Raw genomic sequence first — 17,850 nt, 5'->3', positions numbered from 1 at the left:
GAACGAGGCGATGGACGCGGCCAAGCGCGGCGAGCGGTGGACCCCGTCGTCCAGCGACGCCCAGGCCGCCCGCAACGCCGCCGCCCCGCCCCCGTCGGGCCCGCCCGGCGACCAGGCGGCGGGCGCGGCCCGAGCCCGAGCGGCCCTGACGGGCACGACACCGGGATCAGGGTCGGGGTCAGGACCGGGACCCGCATCCCGTACGGGCACGGGCACGGACACCTCGCCGGTCACGGCTCCGGGTGCCTGGCCCGCCCCCGTCTCCCGTACGGGTACGGGGGCCTGGCCCTCCACCGCGCCCACCGCCCCGGACGACGGTCTGTTCGCCCCCGACGCGCTGCTCCCGGACTCGGGCGACTTCGAGGCGGCGGCGGGCGCGGCGGCCCGAACGGGCGCGGCGGCCCGCGCACACGCCGGAACGCGGTCGCCCCGGCTGCAGGGACCCGCGTCGGGCGGGATCTCTGAGCAGGGCGGGACCCCTGAGCCGGATGGGACCCCTGAGCCGGGTGGGACCCCTGAGCTGGGTGGGCTCACCGCGTCGGGCGGGACCCCTGAGCAGGGCGGGCTCACCGCGTCGGGCGGGACCTCTGAGCTGGGTGGGACCCCTGAGCCGGGCGGGCTCACCGCGTCGGGCGGGACCTCTGAGCCGGATGGGACCCCTGAGCCGGGCGGGCTCACCGCGGCGGGCGGAGCTTCCGTGTCCGGCCGGGCCCCCGCATCGGCCTCGGCGCCCGCGCCCGGCTCCGTACCGGCATCGCCCCGCGCGCACGAGGACGCCTCCGCGCGGGATCTGACCGGACGGGACGCATCGGCCCCGGGTGACTCTGCCCTGGGTGCCTCAGGCTCTGCCCCGGGCCACGGCCCCGTAGCCGACGCCCCGCCCCGCACCCCCTCCGCCACTTCCGACGCCCCGGCCCCGCCGGTGAACGCCCCGACCGCGACCGCGACCGCGCCCCGGCAGGGCTGGTCCGGTGGGCCCGACATGGGGGCCCCCGCCACCTTCGTACTGCTGCGGCACGGTGAGACCGCGCTCACGCCCGAGAAGCGGTTCTCGGGCAGCGGCGGCACCGATCCGGAACTGTCGGCGGCCGGACTCCGGCAGGCCGAGGCCGTCGCGGCGGCCCTCGCCGCGCGCGGCACCGTCCAGGAGATCGTCAGCTCGCCGCTCACCCGCTGCCGCCAGACCGCCGCCGCCGTCGCCGCCCGGCTCGGGCTCGACGTCCGCGTCGAGCAGGGCCTGCGCGAGACCGACTTCGGTGCCTGGGAGGGCCTCACGTTCGGCGAGGTCCGCGAGCGGTACCCGGAGGACCTCGACGCCTGGCTGGCCTCCCCGAAGGCCGCCCCGACCGGCGGCGGCGAGAGCTTCGCGACCGTCGCCCGCCGGGTCGCCGCGACCCGGGACCGGCTGACCGCCGCCCACGCGGGCCGCACGGTTCTCCTCGTCACCCATGTGACGCCGATCAAGACCCTGGTCAGGCTCGCGCTCGGCGCCCCGCCCGAGTCGCTGTTCCGGATGGAACTGTCGGCCGCCTCGATCTCCGCCGTGGCCTACTACGGCGACGGCAACGCCTCCGTCCGCCTCCTCAACGACACCTCACATCTGAGATAGCCCCCGCGAAGGGGCGGCGCGGTGGCCCGTCCCCGTACCGCCCCGGCCGTTCATGCCCGGCACTCACTGAGGACCCGGCTGTGTTCCGCGCCGCTTCCACCATCGATGGGTTCCACCAGTGCCTCGGCCACCGCCCGGTGACGGCGGGACCACCTGAGCGCGGTATCCCTCGCCCCTCAGGGGCCGACGGACGGCGTCCGATCCCTAAGGGTCACGGTCGGGCTCCGACCCCTAAGGGCCAGCCCCTCAGGGGCCGACGGGCCGCGTCCGCAGCGCCGCCGCCTCACGGGCCAGCGACTCCACCCGGGCCCAGTCGCGGGCGGCGAGGGCGTCGGGCGGCAGCATCCACGTACCGCCGACGCAGCCGACGTTCGGCAGGGCCAGATAGGCGGGGGCGGAGGCGGCGGAGATGCCGCCGGTGGGGCAGAACCGTGCCTGGGGCAGCGGTCCCGCGAGGGACTTCAGGTACGGGACGCCGCCCGCAGCTTCGGCGGGGAAGAACTTCATCCCCTCCACGCCCTCCTCAAGGAGCGCGACGACCTCGGAGACCGTCGACACGCCCGGCAGGAACGGCACCCCCGACTCCCGCAGGGCGCCGAGCAGCCGCCCGGTCCACCCGGGGGTGACCAGGAAGCGGGCCCCGGCGCGCACCGCGTCCGCGACCCCGGCGGCCGAGACGACCGTGCCCGCGCCGACGACCGCGTCCGGCACCTCGGCGGCGATGGCCCGTACGGCGTCGAGCGCTGCCGGGGTGCGCAGGGTGACCTCGACGAGCGGCAGGCCGCCCGCGACCAGGGCGCGGGCGAGGGGCACGGCGTCGGCGGCGTCCTCGATCACGACCACGGGGACGACGGGGGCTTCCGGGGCAAGGTCGAACACACTCGTCATGCCCCTCATCCTGCCCACCCGGAGCGCCACCCGCAACGAGCATTGCGTTCTGCGCAACGAATGTGAGGGTCGGTCGGCTGCAGGGAGGGACGGTCGCGCGGCGCCCCGGCAGACCGAGTGCCGGACGGACCGGCTGCGGCCAGGCCAGGTGCCGTGCTGTGGACGGACGGGTGATCACGGCGACCGGGGCCATGGAGACCGAGCGCCCTGGAGGGCAGGGCCGGGCGTCATGGGCCGGACGCCTGGCGGACCCGTACGGGCCGGGTCGGCAGCCATGGTGGCCCGGGTGTCGGACGGACCGGGGGCCATGGACGGACAGGTCATCACGGTGACCGGGAGGCCTCATGGATGGAGGGCCGGGCGCCCGGTGGACCCGGCATCGGCCGAGCCGGACTCACGGCGGACCGGGTGCCATGGACGGCCGGGCATCGCGGCGGAACCGGGCGCTGACCGAGCGGGTCGCCTCACTGAGGGCAGGGTCTCGGCGGACCGGGCGCCCGACGGGTCCGGCACCGGCCCGCCCGACCGTCCATGGACCGCCCGACCGCCGCCCGCCCGGCCATCGGCCAGCCGGCCATCCATCGGCCCGGCGGCGGCCGTCACGGCGAACCGCTCGTCAGGATCGTCAGTGGATCTCGTCCACCAGGACGTCCAGCGCCCCCGGCTTCCCGCCGTCCTCCACCACGTACCCCAACTCCCGCAGGGTCCCCGCCAGTTCACCGGGCGACGCGGGCTCCGCCCCGGCCTCCAGGAGGCTCCGCACGATCCGCCCCTTCGTCGCCTTGTTGAAGTGGCTGACGACCTTCCGGGTCGGCGCGTGCAGCACCCGCACCGTCGCCGTCCGCCCGGCCACCTCGCCCTTCGGCTTCCACGCCGAGGCGTACGCGGCCGACCGCAGGTCCAGGACGAGGCCCGTACCGGCCGCCTCGGGCAGTACGGACGCCATCGCCGTCCGCCAGTGCCCGGACAGCGCGCCGAGCCCCGGCAGCTTGACCCCCATCGAACAGCGGTACGAAGGAATTCTGTCTGTCACCCGCACCGCGCCCCACAGCCCCGAGAACACCAGCAGGGACCGTCCGGCCCGCTTCCGGGCCGCCGCGTCCAGGGTCGCCAGGCCCAGCGCGTCGTACAGCACGCCGGTGTAGACCTCCCCGGCGGGCCGCGCGCCCGCCGTCCGCAGCTCCACGTTCTTGGCGACCTCGCCGCGCAGGCCCTCGCTCAGCCCGAGCGTCTCGCGCGCCTTCTCCTCGTCGGCCGCGCACAGCTCGACCAGCTCGTCCAGGACGGCGGCCCGCGCCTCCGCGAGCCCCGGCAGGGACAGCGACTCCGGCTTGAGCGGCGCCCCGCGCCCCGAGGAGGCCTTGCCCTCGGAGGGCGGCAACAGCACGAGCACGGTGGTTCTCCTTCGTCGGTACGGGGATGGGGGTGCGGCCCCGGAAGCCAGCGTACGAGGTACGGGCCGCCCGCCCGAACGCACCGGGCCCCTTCCCCCACGGGCTCGGGCCCCGGCCTCTTCCCCTACGGGGCCAGCCCCCGCACCCTTCCCCTACGGGCTCGGCTCCCGCGCCCTTCCCCTACGGGATGCCTCCCGTCCCCCCTCCCCATACGCTCGATCCATGCCCCGCCGCCACATCCACGTGACCGGCGCAGCCGAGGCTCCGCTGCGGGCCGCCCTGCGCGCACTCCGTACCGAGCTGGGGATCCCCGGGAGTTTCCCGCCCGCCGTCCTCGCCGATGCCGAAGCCGCCGCGAAAGCGCCCCGGCTGCCCGCGCACGACGCCACCGACCTGCCGTTCTTCACCGTCGACCCACCGTCCTCGACCGATCTCGACCAGGCCGTCCACCTGGCCCGCCGGGCGGACGGCGGCTACCGCGTCCACTACGCCATCGCCGATGTCGCCGCGTTCGTCGCCCCCGGCTCGGCCCTGGACGCCGAGGCGCACCGCCGCGTCCTCACCCTCTACTTCCCCGACGGCAAGGTCCCCCTCCACCCCACCGTCCTCTCCGAGGGCGTCGCGAGCCTCCTCCCCGGCGAACCCCGCCCCGCCCTGCTCTGGCGGATCGACCTCGACGCCGAGGGCCGCCGCGTCGCCACCGACGTCCGCCGCGCCCTCGTCCGCAGCCGCGCCAGACTCGACTACGCGGAGGTGCAGCGCAGGATCGACAACGGCACCGCCGAGGAACCCGTAGCACTGCTCCGTGACATCGGCCGCCTCCGCGAGGCGCTCGAAGTGGAACGCGGCGGGATCTCCCTCAACGTCCCCGAGCAGGAGATCGTCGAGCGGGACCACACCTACACCCTCGCCTACCGGGCCCCGCTCCCCGCCGACGGCTGGAACGCGCAGATCTCCCTGCTCACCGGCATGGCCGCCGCCGACCTCATGACCGCCGCAGGGACCGGCATCCTGCGCACCCTCCCCACCGCCCCCGACGGCGCCGTCGCCCGGCTGCGCCGCTCCGCGCGGGCCCTCGGCGTCGACTGGCCGCACCACGTCCCGTACGCCGAGGTCGTCCGCGCGGCCGACCCCACCGACCCCCGGCAGGCCGCCTTCCTCCAGGAGTGCACCACGCTGCTGCGCGGCGCCGGATACACCGTCTTCACCGACGGCCGCGTCCCCACCCCCGCCGTGCACGCCGCCGTCGCCGACGAGTACACCCACTGCACCGCGCCGCTGCGCAGGCTCGTCGACCGGTACGCGGGCGAGCTGTGTGTCGCCGCTGTCGCGGGCGACGAACCGCCCGCATGGGTACGGGCCGCGCTGCCCGCCCTCCCCGGCGAGATGGCCACCGGCGCCCGCCGCGCGAACACCGTCGAACGGGAGAGCGTCGACATCGTCGAGGCGGCACTGCTCAGGGAGCGGGTCGGCGAGATCTTCGACGCGTACGTGATCGACGTGAAGGAACGCGAACCGGCCGTCGGCACCGTCCATCTGGACGATCCGGCGGTCGTCGCCCGCATCGAGGGCGGTACGTCCAGCCTGCCGCTGGGGGAGTGGCTGCGGGTCAGACTCGCGGAGGCGGACCCGGGGACGGCGAAGGTGCTGTTCGCGCCCGCGTGAGCGCCCCCGAGAGCGCCCCGTACAGGGCGCGCGGGTCGTCGGCGTGCACCCTGAGGACCCGTACGGGCCGGGGCGCGCCGAACAGCCGGGGCACGTCCACCGGTCCGGTCAGCCGGACGGTGACGGAGGTCTGCGAGCCGACGGCGAGGTTCAGTTCGCCGTCGGCCTTCTCGTGCGAGAACAGCGGCTCGTGGTGGACGGAGGCGATCCGGTCCAGCGGGACGTACACGTCGACGTGCGCGGCCTGCCGCAGCCGCAGGACGTCACCGGTCAGGGTGTGCGGCCGGGTCGCGGAGGCGGCGTGCAGCCCGAGGACGAGGAGCACGGTGTAGACGTCCAGGACGAGGACGACGGTGTGGACGAGGGGCCAGCGGGCGAGCAGGAACGACATGCCGACGGTCTCGACGACGCACACGAACGCGAAGCCGTACATGAGGGCGGCCTGGTCCCGCGCGTGCGGGAACACCCCGTCCGCCCCGGCCACCCCGTGCGGCCTGCGGGCCACCCAGCGCCCGAGCCCGGCGAGGAGGCGCAGCTCGTGCGCCACGAGCCGCAGCACCGGCTCGGGCACCAGCTCGGCGAGGGCCTCCCGCCGCCCGAGCCCGCGCCGCCGCAGCCGCAGCCAGGAGAGGACCTCGGCGAGCAGCAGCGCGACGACGAGCAGCTCGGCCCCGAGGAGCAGGGGGCGGGGCACGGAGACGCCCGCGACGAGACAGCCGACGAGGAGGACCTCGCAGGGAAGCACGGCGTACGCGAAGGGCCGCAGGAACCGGACGGAACGGGCCCGGGGCCCCCGGCCGGTCACCGGCGCGGCTCCCGGCGCTCGGCGACCAGCCGGACGGCGAGCCGCACGGCGGCGGACTGGGCGGGGGCGAGGTCCTCGAAGAGCGCGTCGGTGAAGGAACCGGCGGGCGACCCGTAGGGGTCGGAGGGCCCGGGGGGCTCGGGGATCTCCACCCCCAGCTCGTCGGGGAGGCAGGCGGCGAGGACCCGGGCGGCCTCCGCGACCCGGGGGTCGTCGGGGTCGGCGTCGGCGAGGGCGTCGAGCAGCGGGTACACCTCACGGGCCTGCTCGGCGGCGCCCTCCATGAGGGCCATCAGCCGGGCCCGCTCGTCCTCGGGGACGACGGCGTCGAGGAGGACCAGGATCTCGCGGTCCTTCGCGGCCATGGGGGAGTCGGGCAGCTCGCCGGCATGGGCGAGCAGGGCGGCGAGCTCGGGCGACACGGGCCCGTCGGCGGGCAGCCGCCCGGCGCGGGCCTCGTCGAGGAGGACGCCGAGGCGCTCGCGGCGGCGGCGGATGACGGTCTCCTGCCGGGCGAGGTCGTCGGCGAGCCCCTGGAGCACGCCGACGAGTCCGCGCCCCTCGTCGTCGGCGAGGACCGCCCGGACCTCGTCGAGGCCGAGGCCCAGCTCGGTCAGCCGCCGGACGCGGGCGAGCAGGACGGCGTCGCGGACGCCGTAGTCCCGGTAGCCGTTGGCCAGCCGGGCGGGCTCGGGGAGCAGCCCGGACTGGTGGTAGTGCCGCACGGCCCGGGGGGTGACCCCGACCAGCGCGGCGATCTCGCCGATGCGCATGGCCCCAGTAGAAACCCTGACGCTGCGGCAGGGTCAAGCGAGGCCGGTGTGCCGGGTAGCATGGTCGGCACGGCAGACGAGCCGGGCGGGCGGCCGCGTGGAGATCCCAGGATCTCCCCGAGGAACGTCCGGGCTCCACAGAGCAGAGTGGTGGCTAACGGCCACCCGGGGTGACCCGCGGGACAGTGCCACAGAAAACAGACCGCCGGGGGCTTCGGCCCCAGGTAAGGGTGAAACGGTGGTGTAAGAGACCACCAGCGCCTGAGGTGACTCAGGCGGCTAGGTAAACCCCACTCGGAGCAAGGTCAAGAGGGGACACTCCGGTGTCCCTGCGCGGATGTCCGAGGGCTGCTCGCCCGAGTCCGCGGGTAGACCGCAGGAGGCCGACGGCAACGTCGGCCCTAGATGGATGGCCGTCACCCCGACGACCGCGAGGTCCCGGGGAACAGAACCCGGCGTACAGCCCGACTCGTCTGCCGCTCAGGCCTCTGGCCTGCGATATCGCGGCTCAAGCGCTCTGGCCGCCGACGTGGCCTACGCCTATGGACGGCCTGTGCCATGACCCGCCACGCGTACGTCGAGCTGTACGCGCGCCGCGCGCACGCTGCCCAACCCCTGCGGCGGCTTTCCGCATCGCCCGGAGGGGCGACGGCGCTCTCTCCACCCGTCAACTGGGTCGCGGCCGTCCAGGCGCAGGCGTACGCGGCTGTGAGCGATCTCGCCGTGCTCGGGGCGCACAGGCGGGACAGCGACCAGGTCGTGCATACGCGGAACAGGCACTCGGACTGGCCGACCGGTCGAATTCGGGATTCATCGGCAAGAAGCTCGACGGGCTTCGGGGGCGTCTTGCCCCGCTCATGTCCGATCACCGAGTCTCGACCCTGGATCACCGAATCGCGGCGCTTCCGCGCACCGCATGACGAGAGGGACACGCGCATGAGTGACGGCCGGATCTTCCGCGAGGCGTGGATCGACGGCGTGAACAAGCACCATCCCGGCGAGCCCAAGCCCGGCTACGTCACGCCGTGGGACGAGACGCCCGCGTGGGAGCGCGAAGCCGCCGCCGCCGTGTACGGGCAGGTGCGCGACTTCATCGAGGTCAGCGGCGGGCGCGCGGCCCGGCTCACCCGAGAGCAGAAGGGCCGCTTCGTCGCCATCTGCTGGACCGCCCAGATGTTCAGGCACTTCGAGGACCCGAAGCCCGGATACGTCGCCGACTGGTCCGACCTGCCGCTCTGGCAGCGGGAGACGGACGCGGACATCTTCGAACGCGTCGAGCGGACCGTCTGACCATCGGAACGGCGGCGCCTCAGTAGCGGTGCGGTGTACCGTCCGGCCTGTTTGTCGCCCCGCCTTTCTGAGCGGTGTCCGGAAAAGGTCCTGCACCGGAATCCGACCGGATTCCGGTGCAGGACATGCCGGGAGCGCGCCTTTCTCGGACTGCTCACTGTCCGACGGTCATCGCCCACCGCACCGTTGTAGGGGCGTCTACTTGGACGTGGGCTGAGGAACGCTCGTGCTTGAGGTCGATCTGGTTGTACGTGGTACTGACCTCGTCCGCTCCGCATTCCAGGGGAAAAGCGAGTCCGGAAGGCTCGAAAGTGACCTTGATGGTTCCTTTCCCCATGCAGGACACCATGATTCCGAGAGGTCCCTTGCGCACTCCCCCGGAGAGAGGCACTTCTCTGTTCCCCCGCACGTTCGCCACTGCGGCGATGACGGTACCGTCGGGGAGCTTCGGGGCCACCTCGACCGAACCCCGGGAAGGTGTCTCCGAAACCTTGGTCGCGGTGGGGGCCGACGCCCCGGATGGGGTGGAACGCCCGGGATCGCCTTCTTGTCCGGGGGAGCAGCCGACGGTCATGAGCACCGCGGAAACGACGAGTCCGGCTCCCACCAGGCGTGGGGCGCGGCGGCGCTGGTGCGTCATTGTCAGCTCTCCCATATGTTCCACCCGACGTACCAGGGCGTCAGGGTGGTCACCGTGCTCTTGGCCGATGTCCGGCAGTTGCTGTAAATGGTGTAGCTGGTGCCGGTGTTCTGAAGTCGCCACACCCCGTACTTGGCGTAGGTCGTCTTCTTCGGTGGAGTGTCGATCTGCACGTCATTGCCCATCTTGGCAGTGATGGCAACAGAGAGGTCCACGCCGTATTTCAGCTCCAGTTCCGCCACGACGACATTGGCGGAGGCCTTGAGTTCGCCGCTGTGGGTCAGCTTGACCTCACCGCCCACCTCCGCCTTGAACCAACTGCGCATCGTCCTGCTCGTGCCGTTGTAGTTGGACTGCGTGACGCCGAGGGCCGCGTGCTTCTTCCCCTGGTTGGAGGTCGGCTTGTAGACGTTCTTCGGCGGGCAGTACTCGGCGGCGGGCATCCCGGAAGGGCCGCCCGGAGCCGAGGGCGGTTCCGCTTCCTCCAGCGGCGTCGGAGCGAAGCCGCTCTCGTCTTCCTCCGGCGGAGGACCGGGCTGGAGAACACCTTCCTCGACCGGCGCCGGATCGGTGGTCCCGGCGAGCGCGGCAGTGCTTGTTCCGCCGAGAACCACCATGGTGACGGCAGGCAATATCAGCGCCCTTCGGAAAGTGATGCGCATGGATCAGTCCCCCTTTTTTGAAGGCCGCGCGGTCGGTGCGGCCTGTCAAGGGAAACCTACCCCGGTTGAGTCGCGGGATAAGGGGAACGGGGACACTCTGAGGCGGATTTGAGGTTGCTGTGCGGCGCGACGAGATTTCTCGGTCCGTATCGGGGTAAAACGTCGTGCGAAGTGGTGGGGCGGCCGGTGAGTTCGTCAGGTCGGCTTCACCGCCGATACCAAGGAGTTCTTTCTTCCGGTTTCGCGAGGGAGCACTCCGAAGCTCGGGAGGAAACGGCCCGGTCTCGTACTCGGCTCGCGTCAGGGGCGGCGTATCTCGAAGAGGAAGCAGCCGTGTTCCACCGCCCTTACGTGGACCAGGGTCGTCTCCGGGTTCTCGAAGGCTTCCGTGAGGGCTTCGTCCAGGGCCTTCGTGGTGTCGTCCGGGAGGTGGACCAGTCGGCCGCCGAGGATGTGGCCCCGGTGGTCGTAGCGGCGGAGGGCGCGGAGGGCGCCCGCGTGGGCGAAGGGGTACGTCTCCGAGGGGCGCGGGCCCTCGCAGGGGGCCGCGTGGACGAAGACCGGGCCCTGCTCGTCGTACGCCCCCGGTTCCGCGCCCGTCTCCGCCGCCCAGCGGCGCAGCGGGGCGTACGAGACGAGCGCGATCCGCTCGCCCCGCTCCGCGCGCCGCAGGCAGCAGCGCAGCGGCTCCCCGCCCTCGGGCGCGGTGTACGGTGCGCAGGCCCGCCCCGCGTCGTCGGACGTCCGTAGTCCGGCGAGGGTTCCGGCCGGGATCGGGCGGGCCGCGTACGGGGTGGTCAGGGGTGCGGTCTCGGTGCTCATGCCCTCAGGTTCCCGCCGTGCCGCTCCGTCCGCTGGCGTGATTCGGACCTCGCGCTCCGGCCGCCGTCCTCCCGCCGCGCGCAGCCGTTCCGCCAGGACCCGGGCGCGCTCGCGGAGTCCCGGCGGGTCCAGCACCTCGAAGTCGTGTCCGAGCAGCAGGACATGGAGGAGGACACGGTCCAGGCCCGCCGCCCCGCTCTCCACCTCGCACCACCTGTCCGCCCGCTCGCGCACGACGGCCGTCGACGCCGGGACCTGCCCGTGCACCGTCTCCGCCGACGCGCGCACCAGGAAGCGCGCCTGGTGCGGGTAGACGCGGCTCGCCACCCCCTCCCGCACGTACGCCGCCGCGTCCGGCACCGCGCGCGGACGGAACCGCCAGGTCCGGGCCGACACACCGGTCATCCGGTCGACGCGGAAGGTGCGCCAGTCGTCGCGGTCGAGGTCGTACGCCAGCAGGTACCAGCGCCGCTCCGACGCGACCAGCCGGTAGGGCTCCACCCGCCGCCACTCCGAGACCCCGGGCCGGTCCGAGACCCCGGGCCGGTCTGAGACACCCGTCCGGTCCTGGTCCCCGGGCCGGTCCGGCACTCCGGCTCGGTCCGGCATTCCGGCCCTGCCCGGTGCTCCGGCTTGGTCCGGCATTCCGGTCCGGTCAGGTGCTCCCGGCTTGTCCCGTGCCACCTTCCCGGTCTGTGCCACCTTCCCGGTCTGTGCCTCCTCGCCGGTCCGTGCCTCCGGCCCGGTCCGTGCCCCCGGCCCGGTCCGTGCGGTCCGGTCGCTCGCCCCTACGGGCCCGGCCTCGTCCCCTACGGCTCCGGCGCCGGTCCTTACGGGGTAGGCGAAGGTCGCCTCCACCTCGTCGCGGCACGCCCCGGCCAGGGTCACCAGGGTTTCCGGGGCGATCGGGGTGCGGCCGGTGCCGAAGAACTCCACCGCGCCGGACAGGGCCCGTACCTCGTGCCGCAGCCGGGCCGGAAGCACCCGGTCCAGCTTGGTCACCGCCCGCAGCGCCGCCTCGCCGTTCCCGGCGGCGGTACCCGCGAGGAGGGCCACGGTGGTGGCGATCGCCTCCTCGTCGTCGAGGAGCAGCGGCGGCAGGTCCTGCCCCGGGGCCAGCCGGTAGCCGCCGCCGACGCCCTGACCCGAGTGCACCGGGTACCCGAGGGTCCTGAGCCGTTCGACATCGCGCCGGACCGTGCGGGGCGTCACCCCGAGCCGGTCGGCGAGTTCGGGGCCCGACCACGTCCGGCGCCCCTGGAACAGCCCGAGGAGGGTGAGCACCCGTTCGGTCGTGCCCCGTCCGCCGTCGCCCGTTCCGCCCATGGGCGCACTCTGCCAGAGACGCGGGAAGGCGGACCGTTTCTGTCCGCCTTCCCTGTCAGGGTGAGGTCAGGGACACGGGCCGACCCCCTCAGGGGCCGCCCGCCGCCCCTCCCCGTACCCGCCCGCCCTGAACGGAGCCCCCCGATGAGCCGCGCTTTCCAGGTCACCTTCGACGCCCACGACCCCCGGGCACTGTCCTCCTTCTGGCGTGACGCGCTCGGTTACGCACACCCCGGACCGCCCGGGGTGGACCTGCCCGAGGGCGCCGACCCGCTGGCCGCCTGGGACGACTTCCTCGCCCGGATCGGCGTCCCGGAGGACCAGCGCAACACCCGGTCCGCCATCGAGGACCCGGACGGGCACGGCCCCCGGGTGTTCTTCCAGCAGGTTCCGGAGGACAAGGTCGCCAAGAACCGCGTCCACCTCGACGTCCGCGCGGCCCCCGGGCTCACCGGGGAGGAGCGGATGGCCGCCCTGGAGACCGAGTCCGAGAGGCTCGTCGCGCTGGGCGCCACCCGGGTGCGCCGCTTCGATCCCGCGCCCCCGATGAGTGCCGGATTTCTGGTGATGGCCGACCCCGAGGGCAACGAGTTCTGCCTCGACTGAGGTCGCTTCGGAGCCTCCGTACCGCTCAGGACTTCCTGTCCCTCAAGGGGCCGCCGTCCCTTACGGGGTGCCCTGCCCCTTACGGGGTCCCGCAGCCCCTACGGGCTCCCCGTCCCCTACGGGTCCCAGCAACCCCTACGGCTCTCCGCACGCCCCTACGGGCTTCCCTCAGGCCAGGACCTCGACCGTCCACCGGGCGTCGCGGTCGTCCGTGCGGACGAAGATCCGCTTGGGCAGCGCGGTCCGGTCCTCGAACAGGTCGCGGCCGAGGGCCAGACCGTTCTGGTCGATCGTGTACGTCCCGTCCCGCAGACCGTCCAGCGAGGTGATCGTGGTGGCGCCGCCCTCGGCGTCCACCCGCTGGATGCGCCAGACCGAGGCGGGGGAGTCGTCGGGACGGACGGCGACGGGCGCGCGTTCGGTGCCCTCCGCGACGACGGTGCCCTCCGTGCCCTTCGCGGTGAGGCGGAAACCGCCGTCCTCCGCGGTGACCAGCCACTCCACCGCACGGGACGGATCGTCGGGGCAGGCGATGAGGGCCTCGCCGTCCACCCCGACCGGGGCGCCCTTCGCGTACAGCTTGACGATCTTGCCGGGCTTCGGCATCTCTCCTCCTGGGATCCACGGGGCCGATACCCGCACCCTGCCCGCAAGGGCCCGCTGAAGGGCTGGTGAACACACAGGTCATAGGCTGTGTGGCGCTGAGAAGTCGCCGGAGAGGGGACGGCGCCACGCGCCGTGCGGCAGCACCGGGAAGGGGGGATGCCGCCCCCGTACCCCCGTATCCCCCGCACCCCCTTACCCTCCCCCGCACCCCCGGGAGCCGGTGAACGCTGTTGGAGGCGGGCCGGGTTCGTCCTCCTCGCCCGGCTCTCCGTCACCCGGTCGATGCCCGTACCGCCGCCGGTGTCGGTCATCCGGGGCAGCCCGCCGGGCCCCCTCGGCGCGTGTCGCGCGTCCGGGGTCCGGGGCGGTGTACGGCTGGGGCATGACCATCTCCGTGGACCGGCTCAGCGATCCCGCCGTACGCGCCTTCGTCACGGCCCTCAACGCCAACGGCCGCGCGGCCTTCCGGAGCGCCCTGGCGCCCGGCGCGACCATGTCCGACGACGGGTCCGAGCGGGACCTGGCGGAGTGGACGGAGCGGGAGGTGTTCTCCTCGGGCGGGCACATGGAGATCGAGTCCGAGGCGGACGGCGGCCTGGAACTCGTCGCCCTCTACCGCAACGACACCTGGGGCGAGATGCGGACCAACTGGCGCTTCACCGTCACCGACGGCGCCGTCGCCCGCTTCGAGACGGGCCAGGCCTGACGACGGACCGGGACTCGGCGACGGACCGGGACCCGACGGCCGGGAGCGGTGCCCCGGGGGAGCGGAGGGCCGGGCGCGCCAGACCCCGGATGCCGTACCCGAGCCCCCGGCCCGGTGCGAGGACCCGAAGCGCCCGCCCCGGTGTGGGCCCCACCCCGACGACCCCGCCCCGGTATGGGTCCCCACCCCGACAACCCCGGTCCACCCCTCCAGCCCTGTCCACCCGTCCCCCCCGGCTACCCCTCCGCGAGCATCGGGTCGTACGTCGTCGTCCGGCGGCGCGCGGACATGAAGGACAGGAAGTCGCGGACGAAGGCGGCGCGGGTGTACGTGCCCCCGGCGGCGGAGTCGTCGCGGTGGAACGCGGTACGGAACAGCGCCCGGTACTCGTCCGCGTCGATGGTCCCGTCGCCGTTCGCGTCGGTCACGTCGAAGAGGACCTCGGCGACCCGGACGAGCGCGGGCCCCGCGAGCGACGGCACGGCCACGGCGTACTCCCCGGCGCTGATCCGCCCGTCACCGTCCGTGTCGAGGGCCGTCTGGAGTTCGCGCCACCAGTCGGCGAAGGCCTGGTAGAGCCGGGTCTCCCCGGGCTCGTCCAGATCGAGCCGGGTGGCCAGTTCACGGGCCATCGCGGCGAGATCGGGCCAGTCGAGGTACCCGTCGCCCGTCTGGTCGAGGACCTCCCGGAAGAACTCCTCCGCCGAACGCCGTACCCCTTCCTCCGTCCGCGCGGGCCCGCCCGCCGCCGGGCCCGGCCCCGGCTCCCCGCCCGCCGGGGCGAAGGGGGCGGCGAGCCGGAGCAGGGCACCGGCCCGCTTCACCCGCTCGTGCAGACCGGTGACGGCACGGACCCGGGGGTCGTTGCTCTCCGGCGACAGCGAGAGCAGTTCGATGACCGCCTCGGCGCGCAGCCAGCCGTCCGGCAGGAAGCGGGCGAGCCCGGCGGCGACGTAGGCGCCCTGCATCAGGGTCCGCGCGCCGGGCGTCTCCGGCAGCCCGGCGCGCCGCCGGTACGGCTCCGGCAGGGAGGCGACGGTGAGCGTGCCGATGACCGGCCCGACGAGCGCCCGGCCCGCCGCCCAGAGCGTCGGCAGCCCGCTGAGCAGCGCCGGTGCGGGCAGATGGTCGAAGAGCCGGTACAGGATGACGCGGGCCGCCTCGGTGTCCTCCAGGACCTCCTCCACGGTCCGGTCGAAGTACGGCCAGAAGTCGTGGAGTTCCTCCGGCAGGTGCCCGGCGCCGTCGCCCATCGCTGAGTGGAAGGCCAGGAACTCGGCGTACAGGCGCTCCATGGTCTCCTGCCCCATCGGCTGGCCGCTCATCCGGAACATGGTGACGGCGCTCTCGAACAGCGTCGCCGTCACCCACGCCCGCGCGCCCGGGTCCATGGCGTCGTACGGGCGGCCCAGGGCGTCGCTCCCGGCCATCCGGGCGTGCAGCCGGTTGAGCCGCGCGGCCTCCCGCCGCCGCACCTCCTCCTCGGCGCCGAACATCCGCCTCATGCTCAGGAAGGTGTTCCGCAGACGGCGCCAAGGGTGGGCCACGAAGGTCGAGTTGTCGGTCAGGGCCGCGCCGATCTGCGGGTGGGCCGCCTCCAGGACGGTCGCGCGGATCATCGCCAGCGCCCACCGGGGATCGTCGAACATCACATCGAACTGCGAGCCCGGCCCGAACAGGGGCGGCCCGTCCGCGTGGGCTTCTGTACGGGTCGGCGTCACTCGGTCTCCGTTCGTCGGGACGGGACGCCGCCGAAGCGGCGGTCCCGTCGCCCGTAGGTGTGCAGGCATTCGGCGAAGTGCGTCGCGCGGAAGTCCGGCCACAGCACCTGTGGGAAGAGCCATTCCGCGTAGGCGACCTGCCAGAGCATGAAGTTCGAGATGCGCTGTTCGCCGGAGGTGCGGATCACCAGGTCCACGTCCGGGGTGTCGGGGAACGGCAGATGGGCCGCGAAGAGGTCCTCGGTCAGGGCGTCGGCCGCCGTCCCGCTGCGGATCAGCGAGCGGGCCGCCTCGACGATGTCCCGCCGTCCGCCGTGGTCGAAGGCGACGGTCAGCGTCATGCCCCGGTTGGCCCCGGTCAGCGTCTCCAAGTCATGGAAGTCGCGCGCCAGTTCACGCGGGACGCGGGGGTCCGTCACTCCGAGGAACCGGCATCGGACACCGCGCGCGAGCAGCAGCGGCGCGTGTCTGCGGACCGCCCGCCGCACCAGGCGCATCAGTTGGTCCACCTCGTCGTCGGGGCGGGTCCAGTTCTCGGTGGAGAAGGCGAACAGGCTCAGCCACTCGACACCGGCGGACCTGGCCGCCTCGACGACGTCGATGACCGTGGTCTCGGCCGCCCGGTGGCCCTCGGTGCGGGGCAGCGAACGGCGGGCCGCCCAGCGCCCGTTGCCGTCCATCACACATGCCACGTGCCGGGGTACGGCGCGCGGCCCCCGGCCGTCCGCCCGCCCCGCCGCGCCGGCGCGTCCGTACGCGCCGCCGTGTTCCGTCATGACCGCCCCCGCCCCTCCCGCGCCCCCACCCGTACGGGATTGTGGCAGCGCGGGACGGGTGCGGGGGCGCGGGACGACGGGCTTCACCCTTGGCGCGTACGTCCGGTCGGGGATCCGCGTGGTGAGGTCTCAGAGTCCGAGCATGGACTTGTCGAGGACTCCGCCCAGCGCGCCGTAGGCGGCGCAGCGGACCGAGTGCCCCGCCCTGCGGCGGAGCCCGAACCCGACGAGGAACGGCGTCGCGAGGAGTCCGGTGAGGACCATCCCCACGCGGACGCCGTAGCCGACGTACGCCAGGCACACGGCGGCGGTCCAGAGGAGCGTCGGCAGGAGCGAGCCGCGCAGGACCGTCCGGAAACCGACCCGTTCCGGTCCGGGCGGCAGCACGCGGCGGTTCCACACCTCGATGTGATTCCTGGTCACGCAGTGTTCGGGTCGCATGGAGCCATCCCACCACCGGCGACTCGGCGCCCGCGCGGCGCCCCGGGGCGTGGGGCGGGCGACCGGGGGCGTACGGGCCCGGAGTCCTGGGGCCTGGGGGCCCTGGGGGGCCTGCGGTCGGGCCCGCCCGGTCTCGTCGGGGCGGCCGGTGTGGGCCGGTGTGGCTGGTCCGTCCGTTCTCGCCGGTACGACTGGCCGGCCTGGCCCGGCGATGGAACCGGTCCGGCCCGGGTCCCGGTCCGGGCCCGGCTGGCGGGGCGAGACCCGAGAGGCTCGTCATGCCCTTGCCCGACGGCCATCCGCCCCGGCGGTCTCCCGGACCCGTCCCGGTCGTGCGCTAGCCGCGTCCGATGTAGGGCATTCCCGTCGCCATCACCGTCGCGAACTGCACGTTCGCCTCCAGTGGCAGTGCCGCCATGTGTACCACCGTCGCCGCCACGTCCGCCGCGTCCATCACGGGCTCCGGCGCCAGCCGCCCGTCGGCCTGGAGGATGCCGGTCCGCATACGGGCCGTCATCTCCGTCGCCGCGTTCCCGATGTCCAGTTGGCCGCAGGCGATCCGGTACGGGCGCCCGTCGAGGGACAGGGACTTCGTGAGGCCCGTCATCGCGTGCTTCGTCGCCGTGTACGCGATCGAGTGCGGGCGCGGCGCATGGGCCGAGACCGAGCCGTTGTTGATGATCCGGCCGCCCTGCGGGTCCTGCTCCTTCATGATCCGGAAGGCGGCCTGGGCGCAGAGGAACGCGCCCGTCAGGTTGACGTCCACGACCGTCCGCCAGGTGTCCGGGTCGAGGTCCTCGACCGGGACGCCGCCGCCCGCGAACGTACCGGCGTTGTTGAAGAGCAGATCCACGCGCGCGTACCGGCCCCGTACCGCCGTGAACAGGTCCGCGACCCGTTCCGGGGAGGTCACGTCCGTCGGTACGACCAGGAAGTCACCGTCCGGGGCGGCTGCGGCCGTCTCCTCCAGGGCCTCCGCCCGGCGTCCCGCGAGGGCCACCGACCACCCGGCCGAGGCCAGGGCGAGCGCCACGCTCCGGCCGATCCCCGACCCGGCTCCCGTCACCACTGCGATGCTCATGGCCGGGCAGCGTACGCGAGACGCGCGCCGAGTGGAATC

The 17,850-nt window shown here is 74.0% G+C and carries 16 protein-coding genes, 1 other RNA gene and 2 pseudogenes; 6 read left to right on the top strand and 13 right to left on the bottom strand.

Annotation, left to right across the window (positions count from 1 at the left end):
- Positions 1-10: 10 nt before the first annotated feature.
- The gene (locus ACFXGN_RS09575) at positions 11-1,609 is read left to right on the top strand and encodes a histidine phosphatase family protein (protein WP_384855938.1); all 1,599 of its coding nucleotides are present in this window, start codon (positions 11-13) and stop codon (positions 1,607-1,609) included.
- 246 nt (positions 1,610-1,855) lie between these two features.
- Here ACFXGN_RS09575 and eda read toward each other — a convergent pair whose 3' ends face one another.
- Both eda and yaaA read right to left on the bottom strand, forming a co-directional pair.
- A complete protein-coding gene (gene eda, locus ACFXGN_RS09570; protein ID WP_384855668.1) occupies positions 1,856-2,497 on the bottom strand; it encodes a bifunctional 4-hydroxy-2-oxoglutarate aldolase/2-dehydro-3-deoxy-phosphogluconate aldolase in 642 nt (213 codons plus the stop codon).
- Positions 2,498-3,122: 625 nt separating this feature from the next.
- Positions 3,123-3,890 (bottom strand): peroxide stress protein YaaA, encoded by a 768-nt coding sequence (gene yaaA / locus ACFXGN_RS09565; RefSeq protein ID WP_384855666.1) that lies wholly within the window; start codon positions 3,888-3,890, stop codon positions 3,123-3,125.
- Positions 3,891-4,113: 223 nt separating this feature from the next.
- On the opposite strand from yaaA, the gene ACFXGN_RS09560 reads away from it, so the two are divergent.
- Positions 4,114-5,556, top strand: coding sequence for an RNB domain-containing ribonuclease (locus ACFXGN_RS09560; protein WP_384855664.1), 1,443 nt, complete (start codon positions 4,114-4,116; stop codon positions 5,554-5,556).
- Here the strand turns inward: ACFXGN_RS09560 and ACFXGN_RS09555 are convergent.
- Positions 5,501-6,361 carry a hypothetical protein gene (locus ACFXGN_RS09555; protein ID WP_384855661.1) on the bottom strand — a complete coding sequence of 287 codons (861 nt, stop codon included), beginning with the start codon at positions 6,359-6,361 and terminating at the stop codon, positions 5,501-5,503. The genes ACFXGN_RS09560 and ACFXGN_RS09555 overlap by 56 nt on opposite strands.
- Positions 6,358-7,134, bottom strand: a complete 777-nt coding sequence (locus ACFXGN_RS09550) for a MerR family transcriptional regulator (protein ID WP_384855658.1) — start codon at positions 7,132-7,134, stop codon at positions 6,358-6,360. The genes ACFXGN_RS09555 and ACFXGN_RS09550 overlap by 4 nt, the downstream gene beginning before the upstream one ends.
- A 77-nt stretch (positions 7,135-7,211) precedes the next feature.
- Between ACFXGN_RS09550 and rnpB the strand changes: the two genes are divergently transcribed.
- An RNA gene (rnpB, locus tag ACFXGN_RS09545) (RNase P RNA component class A) lies at positions 7,212-7,610 on the top strand.
- A 460-nt stretch (positions 7,611-8,070) separates the two neighbouring features.
- Entirely contained in the window at positions 8,071-8,424 is a 354-nt protein-coding gene (locus ACFXGN_RS09540) for a hypothetical protein (protein WP_384855657.1), read from the top strand.
- Between the two features lie 642 nt (positions 8,425-9,066).
- On the opposite strand, the gene ACFXGN_RS09535 is transcribed toward ACFXGN_RS09540, so the two are convergent.
- The 4 genes and pseudogenes from ACFXGN_RS09535 to ACFXGN_RS09520 all read right to left on the bottom strand — a co-directional run.
- The gene (locus ACFXGN_RS09535) at positions 9,067-9,726 is read right to left on the bottom strand and encodes a hypothetical protein (RefSeq protein WP_384855654.1); all 660 of its coding nucleotides are present in this window, start codon (positions 9,724-9,726) and stop codon (positions 9,067-9,069) included.
- A 300-nt stretch (positions 9,727-10,026) separates the two neighbouring features.
- A complete protein-coding gene (locus ACFXGN_RS09530; protein WP_384855937.1) occupies positions 10,027-10,548 on the bottom strand; it encodes a DUF1203 domain-containing protein in 522 nt (173 codons plus the stop codon).
- A 69-nt stretch (positions 10,549-10,617) separates the two neighbouring features.
- Positions 10,618-11,055, bottom strand: a pseudogene (locus ACFXGN_RS09525) (helix-turn-helix transcriptional regulator); the annotation flags it as partial.
- Positions 11,056-11,274: 219 nt separating this feature from the next.
- Positions 11,275-11,874, bottom strand: a pseudogene (locus ACFXGN_RS09520) (helix-turn-helix transcriptional regulator); the annotation flags it as partial.
- A gap of 144 nt (positions 11,875-12,018) precedes the next feature.
- Between ACFXGN_RS09520 and ACFXGN_RS09515 the strand changes: the two are divergent.
- Positions 12,019-12,480 carry a VOC family protein gene (locus ACFXGN_RS09515; protein ID WP_384855651.1) on the top strand — a complete coding sequence of 154 codons (462 nt, stop codon included), beginning with the start codon at positions 12,019-12,021 and terminating at the stop codon, positions 12,478-12,480.
- 168 nt (positions 12,481-12,648) lie between these two features.
- On the opposite strand, the gene ACFXGN_RS09510 is transcribed toward ACFXGN_RS09515, so the two are convergent.
- A complete protein-coding gene (locus tag ACFXGN_RS09510; RefSeq protein ID WP_384855648.1) occupies positions 12,649-13,086 on the bottom strand; it encodes a hypothetical protein in 438 nt (145 codons plus the stop codon).
- 382 nt (positions 13,087-13,468) lie between these two features.
- Between ACFXGN_RS09510 and ACFXGN_RS09505 the strand changes: the two genes are divergently transcribed.
- A complete protein-coding gene (locus ACFXGN_RS09505; protein WP_384855645.1) occupies positions 13,469-13,792 on the top strand; it encodes a nuclear transport factor 2 family protein in 324 nt (107 codons plus the stop codon).
- Between the two features lie 236 nt (positions 13,793-14,028).
- On the opposite strand, the gene ACFXGN_RS09500 is transcribed toward ACFXGN_RS09505, so the two are convergent.
- From ACFXGN_RS09500 to ACFXGN_RS09485, 4 genes are all read right to left on the bottom strand, one after another.
- On the bottom strand, positions 14,029-15,441 hold the full coding sequence (locus tag ACFXGN_RS09500; protein ID WP_384855935.1) for an oxygenase MpaB family protein: 1,413 nt from the start codon (positions 15,439-15,441) through the stop codon (positions 14,029-14,031).
- Positions 15,442-15,509: 68 nt separating this feature from the next.
- Positions 15,510-16,193, bottom strand: a complete 684-nt coding sequence (uppS, locus tag ACFXGN_RS09495) for a polyprenyl diphosphate synthase (protein ID WP_384855932.1) — start codon at positions 16,191-16,193, stop codon at positions 15,510-15,512.
- 225 nt (positions 16,194-16,418) lie between these two features.
- On the bottom strand, positions 16,419-16,712 hold the full coding sequence (locus ACFXGN_RS09490; protein WP_384855644.1) for a hypothetical protein: 294 nt from the start codon (positions 16,710-16,712) through the stop codon (positions 16,419-16,421).
- A 355-nt stretch (positions 16,713-17,067) separates the two neighbouring features.
- Complete coding sequence (locus ACFXGN_RS09485; RefSeq protein ID WP_384855641.1) at positions 17,068-17,811, bottom strand: SDR family oxidoreductase; 744 nt, start codon at positions 17,809-17,811, stop codon at positions 17,068-17,070.
- Between the last annotated feature and the right edge of the window lie 39 nt (positions 17,812-17,850).

The organism is Streptomyces sp. NPDC059247 (assembly GCF_042754005.1).
Taxonomy (GTDB): Bacteria; Actinomycetota; Actinomycetes; order Streptomycetales; family Streptomycetaceae; genus Streptomyces.
This window is presented reverse-complemented; position numbering and strand designations above follow the sequence as displayed.

What these genes read in the sequence shown, in the direction of transcription:
- ACFXGN_RS09550 (WP_384855658.1), bottom strand. Translation starts at nt 7,134, where the DNA reads ATGCGCATCGGCGAGATCGCCGCGCTGGTCGGGGTCACCCCCCGGGCC.
- ACFXGN_RS09510 (WP_384855648.1), bottom strand. Translation starts at nt 13,086, where the DNA reads ATGCCGAAGCCCGGCAAGATCGTCAAGCTGTACGCGAAGGGCGCCCCG.
- ACFXGN_RS09560 (WP_384855664.1), top strand. Translation starts at nt 4,114, where the DNA reads ATGCCCCGCCGCCACATCCACGTGACCGGCGCAGCCGAGGCTCCGCTG.
- ACFXGN_RS09530 (WP_384855937.1), bottom strand. Translation starts at nt 10,548, where the DNA reads ATGAGCACCGAGACCGCACCCCTGACCACCCCGTACGCGGCCCGCCCG.
- ACFXGN_RS09515 (WP_384855651.1), top strand. Translation starts at nt 12,019, where the DNA reads ATGAGCCGCGCTTTCCAGGTCACCTTCGACGCCCACGACCCCCGGGCA.
- eda (WP_384855668.1), bottom strand. Translation starts at nt 2,497, where the DNA reads ATGACGAGTGTGTTCGACCTTGCCCCGGAAGCCCCCGTCGTCCCCGTG.
- ACFXGN_RS09505 (WP_384855645.1), top strand. Translation starts at nt 13,469, where the DNA reads ATGACCATCTCCGTGGACCGGCTCAGCGATCCCGCCGTACGCGCCTTC.
- ACFXGN_RS09535 (WP_384855654.1), bottom strand. Translation starts at nt 9,726, where the DNA reads ATGCGCATCACTTTCCGAAGGGCGCTGATATTGCCTGCCGTCACCATG.
- ACFXGN_RS09575 (WP_384855938.1), top strand. Translation starts at nt 11, where the DNA reads ATGGACGCGGCCAAGCGCGGCGAGCGGTGGACCCCGTCGTCCAGCGAC.
- ACFXGN_RS09485 (WP_384855641.1), bottom strand. Translation starts at nt 17,811, where the DNA reads ATGAGCATCGCAGTGGTGACGGGAGCCGGGTCGGGGATCGGCCGGAGC.
- ACFXGN_RS09540 (WP_384855657.1), top strand. Translation starts at nt 8,071, where the DNA reads ATGAGTGACGGCCGGATCTTCCGCGAGGCGTGGATCGACGGCGTGAAC.
- uppS (WP_384855932.1), bottom strand. Translation starts at nt 16,193, where the DNA reads ATGGACGGCAACGGGCGCTGGGCGGCCCGCCGTTCGCTGCCCCGCACC.
- ACFXGN_RS09500 (WP_384855935.1), bottom strand. Translation starts at nt 15,441, where the DNA reads ATGTTCGACGATCCCCGGTGGGCGCTGGCGATGATCCGCGCGACCGTC.